This is a genomic window from Actinocorallia sp. A-T 12471, from assembly GCF_033875155.1.
GTDB lineage: Bacteria > Actinomycetota > Actinomycetes > Streptosporangiales > Streptosporangiaceae > Actinocorallia.
This window is the reverse complement of sequence record NZ_JAWZTE010000005.1, coordinates 175152-194510: the sequence shown is the minus strand read 5'-3', so window position 1 is coordinate 194510 and position 19359 is coordinate 175152. Positions and strand designations below refer to the sequence as shown.

At 71.3% G+C, this 19359-nt stretch carries 19 protein-coding genes and 1 CRISPR repeat array; of the genes, 7 read left to right on the top strand and 12 right to left on the bottom strand.

Annotated features, from left to right (window positions below):
• Positions 1-63 precede the first annotated feature (63 nt).
• Both R9X44_RS16390 and R9X44_RS16385 read right to left on the bottom strand, forming a co-directional pair.
• A complete protein-coding gene (locus R9X44_RS16390) occupies positions 64-912 on the bottom strand; it encodes a haloalkane dehalogenase (protein ID WP_319815029.1) in 849 nt (282 codons plus the stop codon).
• Positions 913-967: 55 nt separating this feature from the next.
• On the bottom strand, positions 968-1555 hold the full coding sequence (locus R9X44_RS16385; RefSeq protein ID WP_319815028.1) for a hypothetical protein: 588 nt from the start codon (positions 1553-1555) through the stop codon (positions 968-970).
• Between the two features lie 108 nt (positions 1556-1663).
• Here R9X44_RS16385 and R9X44_RS16380 point away from each other — a divergent pair, with 108 nt between their 5' ends.
• The 5 genes from R9X44_RS16380 to R9X44_RS16360 all read left to right on the top strand — a co-directional run bounded on the left by R9X44_RS16380 (position 1664) and on the right by R9X44_RS16360 (position 5851).
• Positions 1664-2167 carry a MarR family winged helix-turn-helix transcriptional regulator gene (locus tag R9X44_RS16380; RefSeq protein WP_319815027.1) on the top strand — a complete coding sequence of 168 codons (504 nt, stop codon included), beginning with the start codon at positions 1664-1666 and terminating at the stop codon, positions 2165-2167.
• 92 nt (positions 2168-2259) lie between these two features.
• Entirely contained in the window at positions 2260-2463 is a 204-nt protein-coding gene (locus R9X44_RS16375; RefSeq protein WP_319815026.1) for a ferredoxin, read from the top strand.
• A gap of 1 nt (position 2464) precedes the next feature.
• Complete coding sequence (locus R9X44_RS16370; RefSeq protein ID WP_319815025.1) at positions 2465-3730, top strand: cytochrome P450; 1266 nt, start codon at positions 2465-2467, stop codon at positions 3728-3730.
• Between the two features lie 179 nt (positions 3731-3909).
• A CRISPR array of direct repeats spans positions 3910-4425; the repeat unit is 27 nt; unit sequence ACTCCCCGCACACGCGGGGGTGATCCC.
• 170 nt (positions 4426-4595) lie between these two features.
• Positions 4596-4997: a DUF427 domain-containing protein gene (locus R9X44_RS16365; protein WP_319815024.1), complete on the top strand. Its 402-nt coding sequence runs from the start codon at positions 4596-4598 to the stop codon at positions 4995-4997.
• Positions 4994-5851: an acyl-CoA thioesterase gene (locus R9X44_RS16360; protein ID WP_319815023.1), complete on the top strand. Its 858-nt coding sequence runs from the start codon at positions 4994-4996 to the stop codon at positions 5849-5851. The genes R9X44_RS16365 and R9X44_RS16360 overlap by 4 nt, the downstream gene beginning before the upstream one ends.
• A gap of 18 nt (positions 5852-5869) precedes the next feature.
• Here R9X44_RS16360 and R9X44_RS16355 read toward each other — a convergent pair whose 3' ends face one another.
• Positions 5870-6823 carry a hypothetical protein gene (locus tag R9X44_RS16355; protein ID WP_319815022.1) on the bottom strand — a complete coding sequence of 318 codons (954 nt, stop codon included), beginning with the start codon at positions 6821-6823 and terminating at the stop codon, positions 5870-5872.
• Positions 6824-6953: 130 nt separating this feature from the next.
• On the opposite strand from R9X44_RS16355, the gene R9X44_RS16350 reads away from it, so the two are divergent.
• Complete coding sequence (locus R9X44_RS16350) at positions 6954-7652, top strand: gamma-glutamyl-gamma-aminobutyrate hydrolase family protein (RefSeq protein WP_319815021.1); 699 nt, start codon at positions 6954-6956, stop codon at positions 7650-7652.
• Between the two features lie 3 nt (positions 7653-7655).
• Here the strand turns inward: R9X44_RS16350 and R9X44_RS16345 are convergent, their stop codons facing one another.
• The gene (locus R9X44_RS16345) at positions 7656-9716 is read right to left on the bottom strand and encodes a hypothetical protein (protein ID WP_319815020.1); all 2061 of its coding nucleotides are present in this window, start codon (positions 9714-9716) and stop codon (positions 7656-7658) included.
• A 131-nt stretch (positions 9717-9847) separates the two neighbouring features.
• Here R9X44_RS16345 and R9X44_RS16340 point away from each other — a divergent pair, with 131 nt between their 5' ends.
• Positions 9848-11104: an acyltransferase gene (locus R9X44_RS16340; RefSeq protein ID WP_319815019.1), complete on the top strand. Its 1257-nt coding sequence runs from the start codon at positions 9848-9850 to the stop codon at positions 11102-11104.
• Between the two features lie 28 nt (positions 11105-11132).
• Here R9X44_RS16340 and R9X44_RS16335 read toward each other — a convergent pair whose 3' ends face one another.
• From R9X44_RS16335 to R9X44_RS16300, 8 genes are read right to left on the bottom strand one after another with little or no spacing between them, the layout of a single operon-like run.
• On the bottom strand, positions 11133-11930 hold the full coding sequence (locus R9X44_RS16335; RefSeq protein ID WP_319815018.1) for a hypothetical protein: 798 nt from the start codon (positions 11928-11930) through the stop codon (positions 11133-11135).
• A gap of 15 nt (positions 11931-11945) precedes the next feature.
• On the bottom strand, positions 11946-13232 hold the full coding sequence (locus R9X44_RS16330; protein WP_319815017.1) for an MCE family protein: 1287 nt from the start codon (positions 13230-13232) through the stop codon (positions 11946-11948).
• Complete coding sequence (locus tag R9X44_RS16325) at positions 13232-14275, bottom strand: MCE family protein (protein ID WP_319815016.1); 1044 nt, start codon at positions 14273-14275, stop codon at positions 13232-13234. The genes R9X44_RS16330 and R9X44_RS16325 overlap by 1 nt, the downstream gene beginning before the upstream one ends.
• Entirely contained in the window at positions 14272-15348 is a 1077-nt protein-coding gene (locus R9X44_RS16320) for an MlaD family protein (protein ID WP_319815015.1), read from the bottom strand. Before R9X44_RS16320 ends, R9X44_RS16325 begins: the two co-directional genes overlap by 4 nt.
• Positions 15345-16373 carry an MlaD family protein gene (locus R9X44_RS16315; protein ID WP_319815014.1) on the bottom strand — a complete coding sequence of 343 codons (1029 nt, stop codon included), beginning with the start codon at positions 16371-16373 and terminating at the stop codon, positions 15345-15347. The genes R9X44_RS16320 and R9X44_RS16315 overlap by 4 nt, the downstream gene beginning before the upstream one ends.
• On the bottom strand, positions 16373-17428 hold the full coding sequence (locus R9X44_RS16310) for an MlaD family protein (RefSeq protein ID WP_319815013.1): 1056 nt from the start codon (positions 17426-17428) through the stop codon (positions 16373-16375). Before R9X44_RS16310 ends, R9X44_RS16315 begins: the two co-directional genes overlap by 1 nt.
• A complete protein-coding gene (locus tag R9X44_RS16305) occupies positions 17428-18498 on the bottom strand; it encodes an MlaD family protein (protein ID WP_319815012.1) in 1071 nt (356 codons plus the stop codon). The genes R9X44_RS16310 and R9X44_RS16305 overlap by 1 nt, the downstream gene beginning before the upstream one ends.
• Positions 18495-19358 (bottom strand): ABC transporter permease, encoded by an 864-nt coding sequence (locus tag R9X44_RS16300; protein ID WP_319815011.1) that lies wholly within the window; start codon positions 19356-19358, stop codon positions 18495-18497. Before R9X44_RS16300 ends, R9X44_RS16305 begins: the two co-directional genes overlap by 4 nt.
• Between the last annotated feature and the right edge of the window lies 1 nt (position 19359).

Genomic DNA, 19359 nt, shown 5'->3' with positions numbered 1-19359 from the left:
GCGCGGGGAGTTGGGGTGCGCGGGGAGTTGGGGTGCGGGGGGAGTTGGGGTGCGGGGGTGGGGTTAGGGGAGGAGGGGGAGCCAGGTGGTGAGGGCGGTGGCGATGGGGGCTGGTTGGTCTTCGGCGGCGTGGTGGCCGGCTGGGCCGCAGTGGGTGATGGTGAGGGAGGGGATGTTGTCCTTGCACCAGGCAGCAAGGGCGGGGGTGATGAGGAGGGTGGGTGAGGAGTCGAAGGTGAGGAGGAGTTTGGGGATTTCGGGGGTGGTGCGGAGCCAGTCGGCCCCGGCGTTCAGGCGGGCGGCGACGTCGGCTGGGTCGCCGTCGACGGGCATGGAGCGGGCCCAGGCAAGGAGCGGGCGGCGGCTTTCGCGGGACGGGTAGGGGGCGAGGTAAGGGGCGATCTCCTCCTCGGTGAGCGGGGTGCGGACGCCGCCGGTGTAGGCGGTGGTGATGAGGAAGGTCGAGTCGAGGGCGCGGGCCTCGCCTTCGGCCGACCTCAGCATGGCGAAGCGGGCGCGGGCCTGGTCGGACAGTTCCGCCGGGCCCACCGGGCGCACCATCGCCTCGAAGAACGCGACGGCGCTGACCCGGCCCGGGTGGCGGGCGGCGTAATCGAAGGCGAGCGCGCCGCCCCAGTCGTGGCCGACGAACACGACGTCGTCAAGGCCGAGGGCGTCGAGGAACTCCTCGAGGTAGCGGGCGTGGTCGGCGAAGGAGTAGGCGAGGTCCGGCTTGCCTGACGCGCCCATGCCGATGAGGTCGGGCGCGATCAGCCGGTGGCCGGAGACCAGCGGCAGCACCTCGCGCCACATGTACGAGGACGCCGGATTGCCGTGCAGGAACACGACGGGCTTGCCGCTCCCCAGCTCCACGTAGTGCATGGTCGAGTCGAGAACGTCGATGACGGGCATGGGAAGAACTCCTGTTGAGTTGACGCGCTTCACGCGACGGGTGCGGGCGGAGGGTTCAGACACGGGCCGGATCCGGCCCGGCCGGATACGCGGGCGGGGCGGAGTAGCGGGCGGATAAGCGTTCTGAGCGTCCACCGGGTTGTGCGGGCGGGCTGGCGGATAAGCGCTCGGAGCGTGCACCGGGCTGTGCGGGTGGGAGTTCGGGAGGGGCGGTGAGGAGGGCGTCGGCCCGGGTGAGGAGCGTGGTGAGGACGCGTTCGGCGACGGCGACGTCCGCCGGGGGCAGGGCGGCCCACAGGGGTGCGGTCGCCTGGTCGAGGGATGCGCGCAGGGCCGACCAGCGGGATCTGCCCTCGGCGGTGACCGTGATGCGGCCGGAGGGGTCTTCGGCGAGGAAGCCCGAGGCCGTAAGGGCGGTGAGGTGTTCGGCGACCTCCTCCCGGGGGAAGCGGGCGGTGCGGTGCACATGGGAGATCAGGTCGGTGCGTGCCGTGGGGCTCGGGGCCGCGACGGCGAGGGTGAGCGTGACCCACCGGGATTCGGTGAGGCCGGTGCCGGTGAGGCCGCGGCACAGCAGGGCGTTGAGCGCCTTCTCGACCTGGCCGATCAGGGCGGGGCCGAAGGGCGGGGCGATGATCTCCATGACGGCGAACTCCGTTCGTCGGTTGAACGTTTGAAGCACTAACGTTAGTGCCATGAACGAACATACATCGTTAGTCGCACTAACACAACCCCGGCTAGAATTCACGGCATGGTCAGCGCCGAAGACACCGGGGACGCCGCCGCAGGCGAGACGCTCGAGACGCCGGGGCGGCTCGAAAGGCTGCCCAGCAGGCTGCTCGCGATCGCGGCGGCCGAGGCCGAGCGCGTCGTCGGGGCGGGCCTGGCGGCCGCCGACTCGCGCAAGTGGCACTACGCGGTGCTCGCCTCGCTCGGCGAGTTCGGCCCGGCGAGCCAGGCGGCGCTGAGCCGTCGCACCGGCATCTACCGCAGCGACATGGTCGGCCTGCTCAACGAGCTCGCCGAACGCGGCCTCATCGAGCGGACGCCCGATCCCGACGACAGGCGGCGCAACGTCGTCACGCTCACCGAGCTGGGCCGGAGCCGCCTGCACGACCTCGACGCGGTCCAGGCCGACCTCCAGGACCAGCTGCTCACCCCGCTGTCCACCAACGAACGCGAGCAGCTCGTGGAGATGCTGCTGCGCCTGCGCGAGCACCACGCGCGCACCTCCCCCGACTCCTGGGGCACATGACCGCGCGATGGAACAAGTCCACAGAGGTATGGAGCTTTCGGGTCGGTACGGTGTAAACAGTCGTACGTCGTACAGATCGGGAGGGGGACACGGTGAAGGTGCGGATAGACGCCGGGCTGTGCCAGGGGCACGGACGGTGTTACGACCTCGCCCCGGAGGTGTTCGGCGAGGACGAGGAGGGCTACGGGATCGTGCCGCTGCCCGACGGGGTCGTCCCGCCGGAGGCACTGCCGGACGCGCGCAAGGCCGCCGCGAACTGCCCGGAACGCGCGGTCCTGCTCACCGAGGAGGGCTGACATGACCGAGAACGAGCGGTTCGCGAGGCCGCAGCGGCGGGGCGGGACGGTCTCGGAGATCGTCACGGGTCCGGTCGAGGACTGGGCGACCGACTTCTCCCATCTTGATGAGGAATGGGCGGCCGACCCGTACCGCATCCAGGACGACCTGCGCGGCAGCTGCCCTGTCGCGCACACCGAGCGTTTCGGCGGCGCGTGGCTGCCGACGCGTTACGAGGACGTCGCCGACATCGCCTACGACACCGAGCGGTTCTCCTCCCGCGCGATCGTCGTCGGCAACTACCGGCCGCCGCGGGAACTCGCCCCGGTCGGCTCGATCCCGCCGATCTCCTCGGACCCGCCGTTCCACAAGGGCGCGCGCAAGCTGCTGCTCCCGGCGTTCACCAAGTCCGCGGTGGCGCGCCGCGAGGAGGCGACGCGCGCGTTCTGCCACGGCCTCATCGACGGCCTCGCCGGGCGTGACGTGGTCGACGCCGCGCAGGACTACGCCCAGCACATCCCGATGCGGGTCATCGCCGACATGCTGGGCTTCCCGCCGGAGGACGCGCCGAAGTTCCGCGAGTTCGTCGAGGACGTGCTCGAGGGCGTCAACCTTCCGCCGCAGGAGCGCGGCGCGAAGATCTCCGTGGTGTTCGACTACCTGTTCGCGCAGATCCAGGACCATGTCGCCAACCCCCGCGACGACCTCACGAGCTACCTCATCGACGCCGAACTCGACGGCCGTCCCCTGTCGGCCAACCATGTCGCGGGGACGATCGGTCTGCTGCTCATCGCGGGCATCGACACGACGTGGAGCGCGATCGGCGCGTCGCTGTGGCATCTGGCCAAGACGCCCGCCGACCGGGAGCGGCTGGTGGCGGACCCGTCGCTGCTGCCGACGGCGATGGAGGAGTTCCTGCGCGCCTACGCCCCGGTGACGATGGCGCGGCTGGTGAAGGAGGACATGTCGTGGAACGGCGTCGAGATGAAGGCCGAGGACTGGATCCTGCTGTCCTTCCCGGCCGCCAACCGCGACCCCGCGCAGTTCGAGCGGGCCGCCGACGTCGTCATCGACCGTGAGGTGAACCGGCACGCGGCCTTCGGGCTCGGCATCCACCGCTGTGTGGGCTCACATCTGGCACGGATGGAGCTGCGGGTGGCGCTCGAGGTGTGGCTTGAACGCTTCCCCGCGTTCTCGCTCGCCGATCCCGCCGCCGTCCGATGGGCGACAGGCCAGGTGCGCGGCCCACGCGCACTACCGGTACGGATCGACACACGCGCACGATGACACACCGCGCTCAACCAACGGTTGACGGCCAAGCCCCCCGCACACGCGGAGGGTGTCCCAATCCACACCACGACCAGCCCGCCCAAAACAACAACCCGCAAGCAACCCAAAATGACCATTAACCTACAACTAACGAAAAAAGCACCCCTCCCCACCTAAAGCCGCTGGTCAGCCCCTCTACTCCCCGCACACGCGGGGGTGATCCCTGTTTCCCCCGCGCCCACGTTCAGGAAGATGGCTACTCCCCGCACGCGCGGGGGTGATCCCTCGGAGCCCCACAGGCCCGACCAGGCGTTGTCCTACTCCCCGCACACGCGGGGGTGATCCCGTATCACTGTGCGAACGCCGACGGCCGAGGAACTACTCCCCGCACACGCGGGGGTGATCCCTCCACAGCGGCTCATGGAGCACCTACGACTGGCTACTCCCCGCACACGCGGGGGTGATCCCACACCTCACAAGCGCATGTGAGTAGCAGGACCGCCACTCCCCGCACACGCGGGGGTGATCCCCAGCGTCCACACCCACATCGCGATGCCGTCGACTACTCCCCGCACACGCGGGGGTGATCCCAGCCAGGTCGTGCCTGCTGGATCGGGGAACTGCTACTCCCCGCGCACGCGGGGGTGATCCCGGCTTCCTCGAGGAGTGGTACCGAGAGTCGGGCTGCTCCCCGCGCACGCGGGGATGATCCCGCCGCCACCCTCGCCGCCGCCGCACAGGCGGGCTACTCCCCGCGCACGTGGGGGTGGGGGCTTCTTGGGGTGGGTGGGTGGGTGGGTATGGGTGGGTGGGTTGTCAGGGGTGGGTGCTGGGTGGTCCTATGGGGAGGTGGGTTCTCCCTGGATGAGAGTGAGGTTCTGCTTTGGTTTCCAGCAAGGTGCGGTCGCTGTGGAAAGAGCGTCCTGACTATCGGGTTGATGTGCTGGCCAGGACGAATGTGTTCACTGCGGCGCTGGGCGGGGTGGTGCTGGCTCGTAGTGCGTCGTGTCTTGTGGTGGACGAGCAGGACCATGGGCTTGTCGTCTACTTTCCGGCTGATTCGGTGGACTTCGGGAGGCTCGTGGCGATCGAGTTGCACAGCGTCTGCCCGTTCAAGGGGCAGGCCGCGTACTGGCGGGCCGTCGACGGCGACGACGACTGGGTGGCGTGGAGTTATCCCGACCCGTTCCCCGAGGTCGCGAGGATCGCCGGATATCTCGCCTTCGACCAGGAGAAGGTGACCGTGGCGATCGGCAAGGGCGCCTACACCGGGACGCACCGATGAGCGAGTCCACCCTCCTCGGACTCCTCGACGTCTTCGACGTCACCGCCCTCGACGACCTGTCCTACGAAGGCGGCTCCGACGCGGGAGGCCGTCAGGTCGTGGACGGGAGCCAGCTGCTCGCGCAGTCGGTCGTCGCCGCCGCGAAGGCGTTCCCTGACCTCAGTGTCAGGACCGCGCAGGCGATGTTCGCGACCGCGACGCGTCCTGACGAGCCGATCTCCTTCACCGTCGCGCCCCTGCGCGCTGGGAGTTCGTTCGTCTTCGCGACGGTCACGGCCGCGCAAGGCGGCGTGCCCAAGACGACGGTCAACGTGCTGCTCGACCGGCCGCAGCCCGATGTCGTCCGCCGCGACCGCTGGACGGGTCCGCCGCCCCAGGGCCCCGAGGCCGCCTACGACTCCCCCATGCCGCTGCCGGGACGCACGCTGCGGATCGAGGGCGTCCGCGACCGCAACGACCCGGCCGAGACCGGCCCGCCGCTGCTCGACGCGTGGCTGCGGTATCTGCCGATCCCCGACCGCGCTGACCTGCGCCGCGCGCTGCTCGCCCATTTCACCGGCCATCTGTCGATCGCGACGACCCTGCGCGCCCATCCCGGCATCGGCCCCGCGCAGGCACATCACACGCTTTCCACGGCTCCCCTGACGATCTCCGTGCACTTCCACGAACCGGTCGAGTGGGACGGTTGGCTGCGGTACCACCACGAGAGCACCTATGTCGGCGCGGGCATGTCGCATGTGCGGGGCCAGATCCTCACCAGGGGCGGGCGGCTGCTCGCGTCGTTCACCCAGGACGCGATGATCCGCACGCTGGGTGAGCGCGCCGCCGCGGTCCCCGCCGCCGCGCGGTTGTGACGGCGCTGCTGTGACGCCTCAGCCCTGAAGCCGCGCCGCGAGGGCGGACTTGATGGCCGGGCGGGTGCCGAACACGAGGAGGAACGCCGCCTCGCGGACGAGTCTTTCGGCGTTTCCGCCGCGCAGTACCGAGCCGCTGCCTTCCGCGACGGCGAGCCCGGCCGCCGCGCGCATGGCGAGGTCGGAGACCGCCGCGCGCGCCTCCGGAAGCCCCTCGGGTTCGGCCTCGCCGAGCCTGGCGCGCACGGAGGCCACCCGCGCGTCCCAGGGGCTCGGCCCGATGAGCGCGGCGCAGCGCTCGGCGACCCCGAGCGCGAGATAGCCGTTGGTGCGCAGCCCCGCCCTGTCGCGTTCGGCGAGCCCTTCCGACGGCTCCGCACCGAGCAGCCGCTCGGCCGGCACCCGATGCCCGTCGAACACGAGACGGACTGTGCCGCTGGCGCGCGCGGCCGTCAGGTCGAGGGGTTCGGCGGCCAGCGACGGCCCGGGCACGGCGTCCAGGTACATCCAGCGGATGCTGTCGTGCTCGTCGCGGGCGGCGAGCAGGAACACGTCGACCAGCCCCCACCCGGTGAACCACGGCGACGCCCCGTCGAGGACGACCCCGTAGCCGTCCTCCCGGGCGCGCAGCGGCGCGTGGGGCCACAGCCCGCCGAGCGCCACGCCCGCTTTGACCCGCCCTGTCCGTAGTTCGGCGAGCAGATCCGGGTGCGTCCCGAATCCGGCAAGCGCCTTGGCCAGGCCCGCGTGCTGCAGCCAGACGAACGCGGTCGCCAGGCAGCCGCCCGCGAGGATCGCCACGACGTCCTGGTAGACGTCGGGCGGGGCGTCGACGGCGAGCCCGTACAGGCCGCTGTCCGCCAGCGCGGCGAGATGCCCGGAGGGCACGAGGTCAAGCCGGTCCACCCGTGCCGCGTCCGGGAACAGCAGCCCGTCGGCCAACTCCCGCGCGATCTCACGCACATCGCTCACCCCATGAGCCTGCCCGTCCCGCACCCGTGGATCAACCCGCGCACGGTCCCCGTCGGGTCGAAAGGGCCCCTCCGGAGAGGGGCCGGGCGTAAAGTCGGGGTGCGCGCGCCCTGATGGTCTTGGAGTATGTGTGGCAGTTCGTCCGCTCATCGCGGTTCCCGGGCGTTTTTCCGCAGGCGCTACCGCGCTCAGGTACGCGGGGGTGGTCGCGGCGCGTGCCGTCGCGGAGGCCGTGTGGCGGGCGGGCGGTGAGCCGTTCGTCATGTACCCGGGCGCGCCCGAGGAGGCCGCCGTACGCCTCAGCCGTTGTGACGGCCTGCTCCTGCCGGGCGGGAGCGACATCTCACCGCGCAGGTACGGGGCTGACGAGACGCACGAGCGGGTCTACGACGTCAACGACGCCCAGGACGCGTTCGACCTCGCAGCCGCCGACCACGCGCTCGCAAGCGGCCTGCCGACGCTGGCGATCTGCCGCGGCCTCCAGGTGGCGAACGTCGCGGCGGGCGGGACGCTGCGCCAGCACCTCGACCCCGACCACATGGCCTACGCGCACCGGGTGACGCCCGAGCCCGGCTCGCTGCTCGCCAAGACCGCGCAGGGGGAGCCGCTGCCCGTGTCGTGCTTCCACCACCAGGCCGTCGAGACGCTCGCCGAGGGCCTGACGGTGACCGCGCGCGCCGCCGACGGCACGGTCGAGGCGGTCGAGCGCGCCGACGGCGCGGCGTGGTTCCTCGCCGTCCAGTGGCATCCCGAGGACACCGCCGAGGCCGACCCCTTCCAGCAGGCGCTGTTCGACGGCCTGGTCAGGGCGGCGCGCGGCGAGGCGTGACCGTCAGGAGGCGGCGAGGCAGCGGGCGAACACCGACGTCTCGAGGCGCTCGGCCACCGCGTCGTCGAGCGCCTTGACGGGATCGAGGCCGAGCCCGCCGAGCCGTCGCACGATCTTCCCGTACAACTCGGCGTAGAGCCCTTCCCACAGGTTCGTGGAAGCGAGGCGTTCGGCTTCTGCGGCGGTCGCGGCGTCCGGATCGTCGCGCAGCCCCGCCAGGACGGCCAGCGCGCCGAGGAACCGCCGCAGCGAGGGATCGGGGACGGGCCCTGCAGCGTCCGGCGCGGCGCTCAGCACGTAACGGCGCGCATGGACGGCGGCAAGGAGGAAGTCCCCATCCGTGACGGACCCGGCATCCGCGACATACAGGACGTCCCACACCCCCGGCGGCACCCGGTCGGGGTCGGCGCAGGTGATCATGGCGGCTTCGGCGGGCCGTCCGGTGAGCAGGGCGCGGCGCGCCTCTGCCTCGGCGCGCCAGGCGCCCTCCGGCTCCCCGCCGAGCACCTGCGCGGCGGCCTCGTTCGCGCTCTGGACGGCCTCGCGCGCCGTCTCCTCCTCGCGGCGCATGCGGCTCGCGTCGGAGGTGATGGTCTTCTCCAGGTCCGCGAGCGCGGCCTCGGCGTCCACGAGGGTCTGGGTGGTGACGGTGACGGCCTGCGCGGTCTCGGCGGCGTTCTTCTCGGCGGCGGCGAGCCCGGCGCGGGCGGCGGCGAGGCGTTCCTCTGCGGCGATGCCCTGCGCGCGGGCCTGGTCGGCGGGCTCGGCCGTCGCGCGGGCGTGCGCGGCGGCCTCGGCGGCCAGCGCGGCGAGGCGTTCGTGCTCGGCGCGGGCGGGCAGCAGATCCTCTTCGAGGCGCGGGATGTCGGCCGCCGCCCGGCTGCGCGCCTCGCGGGCCGCACCGATCTCACGGTCGCCGCTCTCCAGGAACGCGGCGATCCCGGCGCGCTCGGACTCCGCGCGCTGCCGCGCCCCCTGGAGCTCGACCGCGCGGTTCTGGGCCTGCTCGTTCTCCAGTCGGCACGAGGCGACCGCCGCGCGCTTGTCGGCGACCTCGGAGCTCGCCGGGGCCAGGTGCAGCCGCTGGCCGAGGCTCTGCCGCTTGCGGACGGCGGCCAGCGCGGACTCGGCGCTGGCGAGCCGGTAGTAGGTGGCGTGGGCGAGCGCCTCGGCCTCGGTGGCCGCCGCCGCGGTGCGCTCGGCCTCGGCGGTGGCGGCCGGCAGCTGCTCGCGCGCCTGGTCGAGGCGGCGGCCGAGGTCGACCTCCGCCTGTTCCGCCCCGGCGACCTGGGCCCTTGCGGCGGCGAGCCGCTGTTCGAGGGAGACCGCGTGCTGCTGTGCGGCCTGCGCGGCCCGCGCCGCCTCGTTGGCGGCGTCGGCCGCCTCGTCGGCCGCGGTCTTGGCGGCGGTGAAGGCCGCGAGGCGCTCGGCGGAGTCAGCCGACGCCTCGCGCTCTTCGATGACCGCGTTCTCCAATGCGCCCGTGGCGTGGTCGGCGGCCGCCCTGGCCTGCGCCTTCGCGCCGAGCGCCGCGTCGATGGCCGCGGTGAGGCCGACGCGCCGGGCGGCCGAGTCGCGCTCGGCTGCCTCGCGTGCGGCACGCGCCCGGCTCAGCGCCTCGCCGGCGGCGTGCAGCCGGTCGAGCGCGGCGAGGCCGCCGCCGAGCCGTTCCAGCTCACGGCCGAACGCGGAGCCGACGGGCTGTCCTTCCGGCCCGACGGCGAGCAGGTCTTCCGGCAGCGCCTCGGGCGGGCCGACGAACAGCACGCGCTCGCCGAGCCGCACCGACTCCGCGACGAGTTCGCCGAGCCGCTCGGGCCTTGTGCTCACCGCGACGTCGGGAACGCTGCGCTCGGCGGGGGCGAGCAGCGCGTCGGCGAGCGCGGCGCGGCTGCCGGGAAGGTCGCCCTCGCGCAGCACGCGCAGCACCGCGAGGCGCGCGGCCCAGTCGGCCGACGGGACCGCGCCCGGCTCCCTGCCCCTGGTCTGGAGGATCTGGTAGAGCGCCACGAGAGCGGCGTATCCGGATGAGATCCGGTGTTGGATTTCTGCCTCGGCGCGCATGTGTTCAAAAATATCCCAGCGCGGACTCGCCGCCGCTCGCTTCGGCCGACCGCCTGGACCACATCTTCCCTTTGTCTGAGAATTTCCGCACCGACCTTCCTGGGCCCACTCCCAGCGCCTAGGGTTACGGGATGCCTTTCCCGACGGCCCACCCCTCTCCCGTCCGGCTCGGTTGGCTCGACATGCTGCGCGGCGTCGCGGCGCTGGTCGTCGCGGCGCATCACGGCGCCGCGTACTTCACGCCCGACCAGCACACCGTGGTCAACACCTGGTTCAATCCCGGCAAATACGGCGTCCTCCTGTTCTTTCTCATCAGCGGATACATCATTCCCGCGTCCCTGGAACGGCACGGAAGGCTCCGCGCGTTCTGGATCGGCAGGGCCACCCGGATCTACCCTCTGCTGCTGGTCTGCCTCGCCGCGACCGCCGTGCCCGCCGCGTTCGGCGCGTGGAGGCTGCACGGCGGCCTGGACGACGCGGGCACGCCAGTCGCGATCGTCGCCCACCTCACGATGCTCCAGGACCTCCTGGCCGTGCCCAGCGCGCTCAACGTGCTGTGGACGCTGTCGTACGAACTCGTCTTCTACTTCCTCGTCGCCGCGCTGTTCGTCGCGGGCCGGCACCGGGCGTCGGCGGCGACCACGATGGCCTTCGCGGTCGGCGCGCTCGCCCTCGGCGGACTGCTCCCGGAGCAGTGGATCTCGGACAACGCCGGGATCGCGCCCGTCGTCCTGGGTGCGTTCGCGGTGATGGCGCTCGCGATCGCCGCGGCGGTTTCGGGACGCGCGGGGATCGCCCGTGCGGGAGCGCTCGCGGGCGGCGTGTTCGGCCTGTGCCTGCTGCTCTTCAACAGCCGCGCCGGGGTGTGGGAGAGCGTGTCGATCCTCGCGGTGATGTTCCTCGGCACCGCCCTGTACCGGGCCGAGCACGGGCAGGGCCGCGCCTGGACGGCCGCCCTGGCGACGGCGTCGGTGGTCGGGTGCAGCGTCGCGGCAGGGCTCGTCCACGGCTACCCGGTGCTCGACGGCACGCTCGTGCGGCAGTTCACCGCCGACTGGATCGTCCCCCTGCTCGCCGCCCTGCTGAGCTTCGCCGCCGGGTGGGCGGTGCGCCGCCGTCGCGTCCCCGGGCCGCTGCTGTGGCTCGGCGCGATCAGCTTCTCGGTGTACCTCGTGCACCCGATCCTGCTGCTGCCGGTCCACGAGCACCTTGTGGTCGGGCCGACCCGGGCGGTGTGGCTCGCGGTGTTCCTGGGCGCGGTCCTCGCGGTGAGCTGGGCGACCTACCGGTGGATCGAGCTGCCGTTCCAGCGGTGGGGAAAGCGGCTCGCCGCCCCCTCTCCCGCCGGGGAGAAGGAGCGGCAGGAAGCCGTGCTCGCCGCGCGCTAGACGGCCTCGTCAAGCGCGCGGCACGGGGTCAGGAGCCGTCCTCGGCACCGGGGATCGCGGGGACCTCGATGTCGTCGGCGTTCACCGGGTTGCCCGACGGGTCGGTGAACGCCTCCTCGTCGATGCCGAGCACGCCGAGCCCGCTCAGCAGCCACGCGCCGTCGCCCTGCCGCTGGAGCTCCACGAGCAGCCGCATGCCGGTGACCGTGCGGACGAACTTGTCGCTGACGATCTGGCTGTCGGCGACGACGACGGCCTTGGCGACGGGCCCGTCGAAGTCGTTGACGAACACGTCGCGGACCGCGACCTCCGAGGACGCCTTGAGCTGGGTGATCAGCGGTTCCTGGAGCTTGATCGCGCCGCTCACCGCCGTCCGGTAGTCGGGTGCGGCGAGGTCGGTCAGCCGCTTCTCCCAGCCGCCGAGGTCGTCCTTGTCGTAGAGCAGGAACGCGGTGACGACCTCGGCCGAGCGGGTCCGCACCTGCTGCTGCCCGGCGAGTTCGTCGGACGCACCCGCGTAGGCGCGCCACAGGAACGCCGCCGTCACGATCGACGCCGTCAGCGCGAGCAGCACCACGACGGCCGTCACCCTGTCGTCCAGCGAGACCCTGGGCAGCCGCCTACGCTTCTTCTCTACGACCTCTCCCTCAACCGCCTTGCTCTCGACGGTCTCGCTCTCTTCCGCCTCGGGCTTCCCGGACTCGGACTCCGAGGTCTCCTCGGCCTTCGCCTCGTCCGCCGCAGCGGCCTCCGTCTCCTCCGGGTCTGCCGGGGAGGCGACGGCTTCTTCGGCGTCGGTCTCTGGCTGCTGTGCGGTGTGGCTCATCGGGGCCTCCTGGGGCTAGCGGCCGCCGCGCCTGCGGACGACGGTCAGGGTGCGGCGGGCGGTCACGGCGAGGATCGCCGCGGCCAGGATGATCGGGATCAGGGTCAGCCAGCGTCCGGCCGGCGAGGATTCGGCGGCGGGCCTGGCCTGCGCCTGGTCGGGGGCCTCGACCTCGGTGAACGGCCCTGCCGCGCGCGCGGGCTTGCCGGTGACCGAGACGGGCTCCGCGGTCTTCTCCTCGAGGTCGTCGGCCTTGTACGCCTTCGTGCAGTAGTAAAGGCGCGGGGTCTTGGGCCCCTTGGCGCGCTCGGCGTACTCCTTGGCGGCCGGGACGGGTCCGCCGCCGGTGATGACCATGGTGACGCGGGCGTAGTCGCCGCCGGGGCCCTTCTCGATGACGTCATTGACGATCTTCGGGAAGCGCCCGGTCATGAGGCCGAGCGCGTGGCCGAGCTGCTTGCTCGCCTGCGGGGTGAACAGCGGCGGCGACGGGGTGCCGAGCGCCGTCAGCAGGCAGCTGAAGCCAGGACGCGAGTCGTTCAGCAGCGCCTCGACCTCGCGCATGAACGCGGGGCCGTTCTCCAGGATGGAGTTGAGTTCTGCGCGTTTGTCGGAGAGTGCCTGGGTCGCCCCGGCGAGTCCGTCGAGTCCCGAGGCGAGTTCGGGGCCGCCGTCGGCGAGGATGTCGGTCAGCTCGGTCAGCTGGACCGACAGCTTGTCGAGGGTCTCGGCGTTCTCGGCGAGGGTGCCGGTGAGCTGGTGGGCGTCGCCGATGAGGTCGCGGATGGTGACGTCGCGGCCTTCGAGGCCGGTCGCGAGCTCGTGCACGAGGGTGCGCGCGTCGTCGGGGTCGACCGCCTTGAGGAGGTTGCCCGCGCCGTCGAACAGGCGCTTGTACTCCACGGCGACCTCGGTCCGCGCGAGCGGGATCACGTCGCCCTGCCGCAGCGACCGCTCGGGAGCCGCCGGCGGCGGGCTGAGCTCGATGTACGGCTCGCCGATCGCGGACTTGCGCAGCACCGCGGCCCCGGAGTTCGACGGCACCTCCACGCCCCGGTCCATGTGCATCGCGACGACGACCTTGCCCTCCTCGAGCCGGACCGTGTCGACGGAGCCGACCCGTACGCCAAGGTAGGCCACTTCGAGGTCGGTGCGAAGACCCGGCGACGAGGCGAACTCGGCCTCGACGGTGAAGGGCCTGCGCAGCGCGTCGACGGTGACGATGCTGGTGAGCGCCCACACCACGAGCACGACGCCCAGGACGGCGAACGCCACGAGGTTGAGCAGGATTCTGGGCCGCATCAGTCCCCCTTGTGGCCGATGGGCGACAGCGCCCGGTCGGCGGCGGTGGTGAGGTCGACGGGCTCGCCCGCGCCCTGGTTCGCGGTGACGTGCGAGGGGTCGGAGTCGAACCCGACGAACCCGGCGAGCCACACCAGCATCAGGCCCTGGCTCTTGTAGGTGAGCGAGGGCGCGGCGAGCAGGCCCGTGTCGAGGCCCTTGATGAGCGCCTTCAGCGTCTCCTTGCCGCGCAGCATCGCCTTGAGGATGCGGTCGAGCTTGGTCAGGAGCGTCTTCAGCCGGGCGGCGTGCCGGGTCTCGATCTTGTCGTTGAACTGCTCGCCGAGCGCCACGAGCTCCTGGACCGCCTTCTTCAGCTCCTTGCGGTCGGCCTCGATCCGGTCGGTGGCGACGATGATCCGGCCGGGGAGCGCGTCGAGGTCGCCGCTCTTGGCCTCCAGCGCGCTGCCGAGCCTGGCGAGGCCGTCGATGGTGTCCTGGAGGTCCTTGGCGGCCCCGGCGTAGCTGTCGCCGACGTCGCTGATGTCCTTGATGAGCTTGTTCAGCTCGGGGCCCTTGTCCTTCAGCGCGGTGGCGACGGCGTCGACTATCTGGCTGAGGTTCTGGCCGCCGAGCGCGGCGAGGACCGGCCCGACCTTCTCGGAGATGCTCTCCAGGTCGGGCTGCACGGACGTCTCGGTGATGACCGCGCCCTCCGGCAGGCTCGGTCCCTGCCCGATGACGGCGCCGTCGGGGAGGATGATCCGCACGTAGTTCTCGCCGAGCAGGGAGGTCTTGGCGATCGCCGCGCTGACGCCCTGCGGCAGCGACGTGCCCGACTTCAGCTCCATCGTGACGTGCGCCTTGAAGTCGTCGGACAGCTCGATCCCGGTGACGGTGCCGACCCGCACGTCGGAGATCTGCACGCTGTGCCCGACGACGAGGGCCTGCACGTCGGTGAACTCCGCCTCGAACTCGAAGCCGCCCTTGGGCGCGCCGAGCGTCTGCACCGAGCACGCGGTGCAGGAGACGGCGAGGACCGCGGCGAGCAGGGGTTTCCTCACGAGCCACCTGCCTTCTTGTCGGTCTTGGGCTTCTTGGGCTTCTTGTCCACGACCTTCGTGGGGCAGTTGCCGAGCGGCTGGTCAAGGCACGGGACCGGCCCGAGGCCCATCGCGGTGTAAAGCGGCTGGAGCCAGGCGCGGGCGATCCCGCTGATCTGCAGCCGGACGATGATCATCTTGCGCTTGGGGTCGTAGGCGCGGACCACGGTGTCGGTGAACTTGGCGAGCCCGGCGATGGCCTCGGCGAGCGACCCTGTGCTCGCCTTCATCGACATGACGATCTCCGACGCGTCCGCGACGGTCCGCGGCAGCTTCTCGTGGTACGCCTCGACGATCACGTCGCCGCGTTTGATGACAGCTTCGAGTCCGCCGATGAACCCGCGCAGCGTGTCGCGTTCGTCGGCGAGGAGGCCGCCGGCGTCGTTGAACGCGGTGAACAGCGCCTTCAGCTTCTCGTCGCGCGCGTTGAGCGAGGCGGCGAGGTCGTTGAGGTCGGTCGCGAGCCGCACGAGCCGCTCGTCCTGCGCGGCCAGGTCGCTGGTGAGGTCGCCGACGGTCTGGAGGCCCTGGTTGAGGCCGTCGCCCTTGTCGCGCAGGATGTCCGCGCCGCCCGCGAAGGTGTCGCGGAGCTTGTCGGGGTCGACGGACTCGGCGAGCGCGCTGAACGCCTCGAGCGCCTCGTCGATCTCGACGGGCAGGTCGGTGCGGTCGCGCGGGATGACCGCGCCGTCGGCGATCTCCGGCACGCCCTCCTTCCACGCCGGGTAGAGCACGATGTTGCGTTCGCCGATGGTGTTGGTGGCGAGGATCGCGGCGCGCGCGTCGGCGGGGACCGGCACGTCGGAGCGGACGCTGAGGGTGACCTTGACGCCGCCGTTCTTCTCGTCAACGTCGATCTTGTCGATGGTGCCCACGTCTGCGCCCATCACCTTCACCCTCGACCCCTCGTACAGGGACGGGGTCTTGGCGAAGTCCGCGGTGAGCGTGTACGTGCCCGTGCCTCCGACGACCGAGCAGCCGCCGGCCGTCAGGGTGAGGACGAGCGCGGCGCACGCGGGAAGGGCCCGCCTCATTTGCGTGCCTCCTTCATCAGCGCGTTGAGCTTGGCGAGGTCGGCGGGCGACAGCTGGCCGATCTGCGTGAAGATGGTGTCCACCCAGTTGCCGGTGTTGCCGATGTTGGTGAAGGCGGTGAGCGACGGGCCCGCCCACGTCATCGCGGCGTTGAGCTCGTCCATGCGGGGGTCGATCGCGTCGGTGGTGCGGCCGAGGTCGTCGAGGAGGCTGATCAGGTCCTTCTGCTGGCCCTGGATCAGCGAGTCGAGCGACTTGACCGTGCCCGACCCCGAGCCGAGCAGCAGGGACAGCTGGGTGCGGCGCTGGCGCAGCGTGGAGATGAGCGTCATCGCGTTGTCGGCGAGGTTCGACAGCGTCTTCTCCTTGTCGCGGACCGTGCCGATGATCCGTTCGCTGTTGTCGAGGAGTTCGCCGATCTCGACGTCCTCGCCGTTCAGCTCCTCGGCGATGTCGGAGAGGTTGCTGAGCGCGTCGGCGAGTTCCTTGCGGCTCTTCTTCGGCAGCCCGCCGAGCTTGTCGAGGACCTTGCCGAACGTCTCGGCGTCGAGGCCCTGCAACGCGTTCGTGCCCTCCTGGAGCACGTCGTTGACCGTGGTGGGGATCTGGGTGCGCCGGATCGGGATCTGTCTTTCGCGCTCCGGCTTGTCCTCCATGTACGGCGCGATGACGGGTCCGGTGAGCCGCAGGTAGCGGCCGCCGAGGATGTTGGTCATCCGGATCTCGGCGCGGGTGTCGGGGCCGAGTTCGACGCCGGAGTCGACCTTCCAGGTGACCAGGACGTGCCCGGCCCTGAAGTCGGGCTTGACCCCGGTGACCTCGCCGACCCGGACGCCCGCGACGAGCACGTCGTTGCCGTCGCGCAGGCCGCCGGTGTCGGCGAAGATGCCGCTCATCTTGTACTGGCTCTTCAACAGGCCCATCGTGCCGACCGCGAAGGTGACGGCGATCGCCGTGCCGAGCGCGAGCAGCGAGACGAGGCCGACGACGATCGGCGACCTGTCACGGAATGACTTCAGCGCCATCAGCTTCCCCCGATCAGGATCTTGCGGAGGAGGGCGGGGTCCTGCGGCTTGCCCTGGTAGTCCTTGAGGACGACCGGGTAGGGGCACTGGCCCGGGACCAGGGTCAGGCATGCCACGTTGCCCTTGGCGTACTCTCCGTCGTTGAAGGCCGAGAACAGCCGTTGCAGCTTCGGCCCGGTCAGCTCCAGCACGTTGTCGATACTGCCGAGGTTGTGCTCGATGCCCGCGGCGACCAGCGCGAGCCCGCCGATGACCTGGTCGAGCTGGTCGCCGTTGCCGGTGAGCAGCGCGTCGGACGTCCGGAACGTCTTGGACAGCTCGACGATGGCGTCGTCAAGGAGTTCGCGGTTGCGGACGAACGCCTCGGTCAGCTCCACGAGGTTGTCGGTCATCTGCCGGATCTGCCCGTCCCTGCGGGCGAGGACCTCGGTGATCGTCGTGTAGTCCTTCAGCATGTTCTTGAGGGTCGTGCGGCGCGCGGCGATCGTGGACGACAGCTGGTCGACGTCGGAGATCAGCTGGGTGACCTCCTCCTTGTTGCCGTCGAGCGCCAGGTAGATCGCGGTGAGGATCTGGTTCAGCCGCTCCGGCTCGAGGCTGCGCGCGAGCGGCGCGAGCTGGTCGACCAGCTCGCCGATGTCCACGACCGAGCGGGTCTTGGTGATCCGCGCGCCGTCCTTGATCTTCTCCGGCGCGGTGCCGGGGATGACGTAGACGACGCGCTGGCCGACCGCGCTGCGCCAGCGGATGGCGACCTCGCTGTCGGCCGGGACCCGGTAGCGCTTCTGGACCGACAGCTGGACGACCGCCTTGCCCTTGTCGACCTCGATCGAGTCGACCCGCCCGACCGGCGCGCCCGCGATCTTGACGACGTCGCCGCGCATGAGGCCGGTGGCGTCGTCGAAGACCGCGACGAGCTTGTAGCCGCTGTCGAAGGACACGCGGGCGATCTGGCTGCCGATGAGGAAGGTGAGCAGGCCCGTCACCGCGAAGAACGCGGCGAGCCGCAGGAAGGTCGCCCGGCGCTGCCGGCGCATCTCGCTCGCGCCCGCCATCAGCGGTTCCCCTTCTGCTTCGTGTCACTGTTCTTGCCGGTCTTCTTGCCGGGCTTGGCGTTCTTGCCTGTCGCGTCGCTCGGGCAGACGCCGAGGATGATCGCGCACGGGTTCGCCGGGATCAGCACCTTGACCGCGAGCATCCGCCGGTCGCCGGGGGCCTTCGGCCACGCGACCGCCTTGTAGACCGGCAGGAGGTTCACGATCGTGCGCAGACCGGGGCCGAGCCTGCCGAGCTGGGCGTCGATGACGCCCGCGGCGCGCTCGGCGGAGTGGAACCCGTCGCGCAGGTCGCCGCCGTGCGAGGACAGGCCGTGCGCGGTCAGCCCCGAGATGCCCGACAGGGCGTCGGCGAAGGCGCGCAGCCGTCCGTCGCCCTGCGCGGCGGTCTCGATGACCGCGTTGGTGCCCGCGACGATCGCCGCGATGTCCTCGCCCGCGCCGCCGATGCGGGCGAGCCTGGCCAGGTCGGCGAGGAACAGCTCGGCGTTGCGCCGGTTGTCGTGCGCGACCCCGACGATGACGCCGACGCTGTCGATCGTCTCGCGCAGGTTCTGGCCCTGCCCGGCGAGGCCGGAGGCGAGCGCGTCGACGATGATCGCCATCTCGGCGGGGTCGAGCGCGGCGAGCGTCTGGTTGGCGTCGGCGAGCAGGTCGTTGAGGTCGCGCGGGTCGGACGTCTTGCCGATCGCGGTCCCCGCGGCGAGGTAGGGGCCGCCGACCTCGTGTTCGCCGGGCAGCAGGTTGATGAACTTCGGCCCGAACACCGACTCGGGCTCCAGCGACGCCGTCGCGGTGTCCGGGACGCGCACGCCGGGGTGCATCGTCATGGTGACGCGGGCGCGCCCGTTCGGCAGCAGCTCGATCGCGCTCACCCTGCCGACGTGCATGCCGCGCACCTTCACCGGCGACGTCGTGCCGAGGCCCTGCCCCGCCGAGCCGAACTCGGCGGTGAACTTGTCACCTTCGCTCTCGTACGGCTTGGTGATGAGGACGAACAGCAGCAGCGCGGTGGCCACGACGGTGACGGCGGAGATCGCCGCCCTGCGGGCCAGGGAGTGTTCGGTCATCCGGAGAGCCTCACCGTTCCGCCCTGGCCCCAGAAGACATAGGACAGCAGCAGGTTGAGAGTGACGATCATGACGATCGACAGCCGGATGGCGCGGCCCGCGGCGGTGCCGACGCCGACGGGGCCGCCGGTCGCGTTGTAGCCGTAGTAGCAGTGGATGGTGATGACGGCGAAGGCGAACACCGCGACCTTGACCGCGCTGAAGGCGAGGTCCTTCAGCGGCAGGTACAGGTGGAAGTAGTAGTCGTAGACGCCGGGGGCCAGCCCGAAGAACTCCGTGGAGACGAACCGGGTGGCGAAGAAGCTCGCGAACAGCGCGATCAGGTACAGCGGCACGAGCGCGATGAGCGCGGCGACGACGCGGGTGCAGATGAGGTAGGCGAAGGAGTTGATGCCCATGACCTCGAGCGCGTCGATCTCCTCGCTGATCCGCATCGCGCCGAGCTCGGCGGTGAAGGCCGAGCCGCACTGCGCGGCGAGCGCGATCGCGGCGATGATCGGGGTGATCTCGCGGACGTTGATGAAGCTGCCGACGAGTCCCATGAAGGACTCCGCGCCGATGATCTCAAGGCCGGTGTAGACCTGGAGTCCGATCTCGGTGCCGACGAACAGCGACATCGTGAACGTCACGAACACCATGCCGCCGCCGACGACGGTGCCGCCGACGCCGACGACGATGTCGCTGACGTGCTGGCCGACGGTCTTGGCGTACTTGGCGCGGAAGATGATGTCGCGGAAGCAGTACAGGAGCACGCGGCCGAGGAACAGCGGCCAGCCGGACAGGCCCGCGAACCGTTCGACGGCCGCCGTGGAGCCGCGGGCCGCGCCGAGCACGGCCTTGCGTGGGACGTTCGTCAGCATC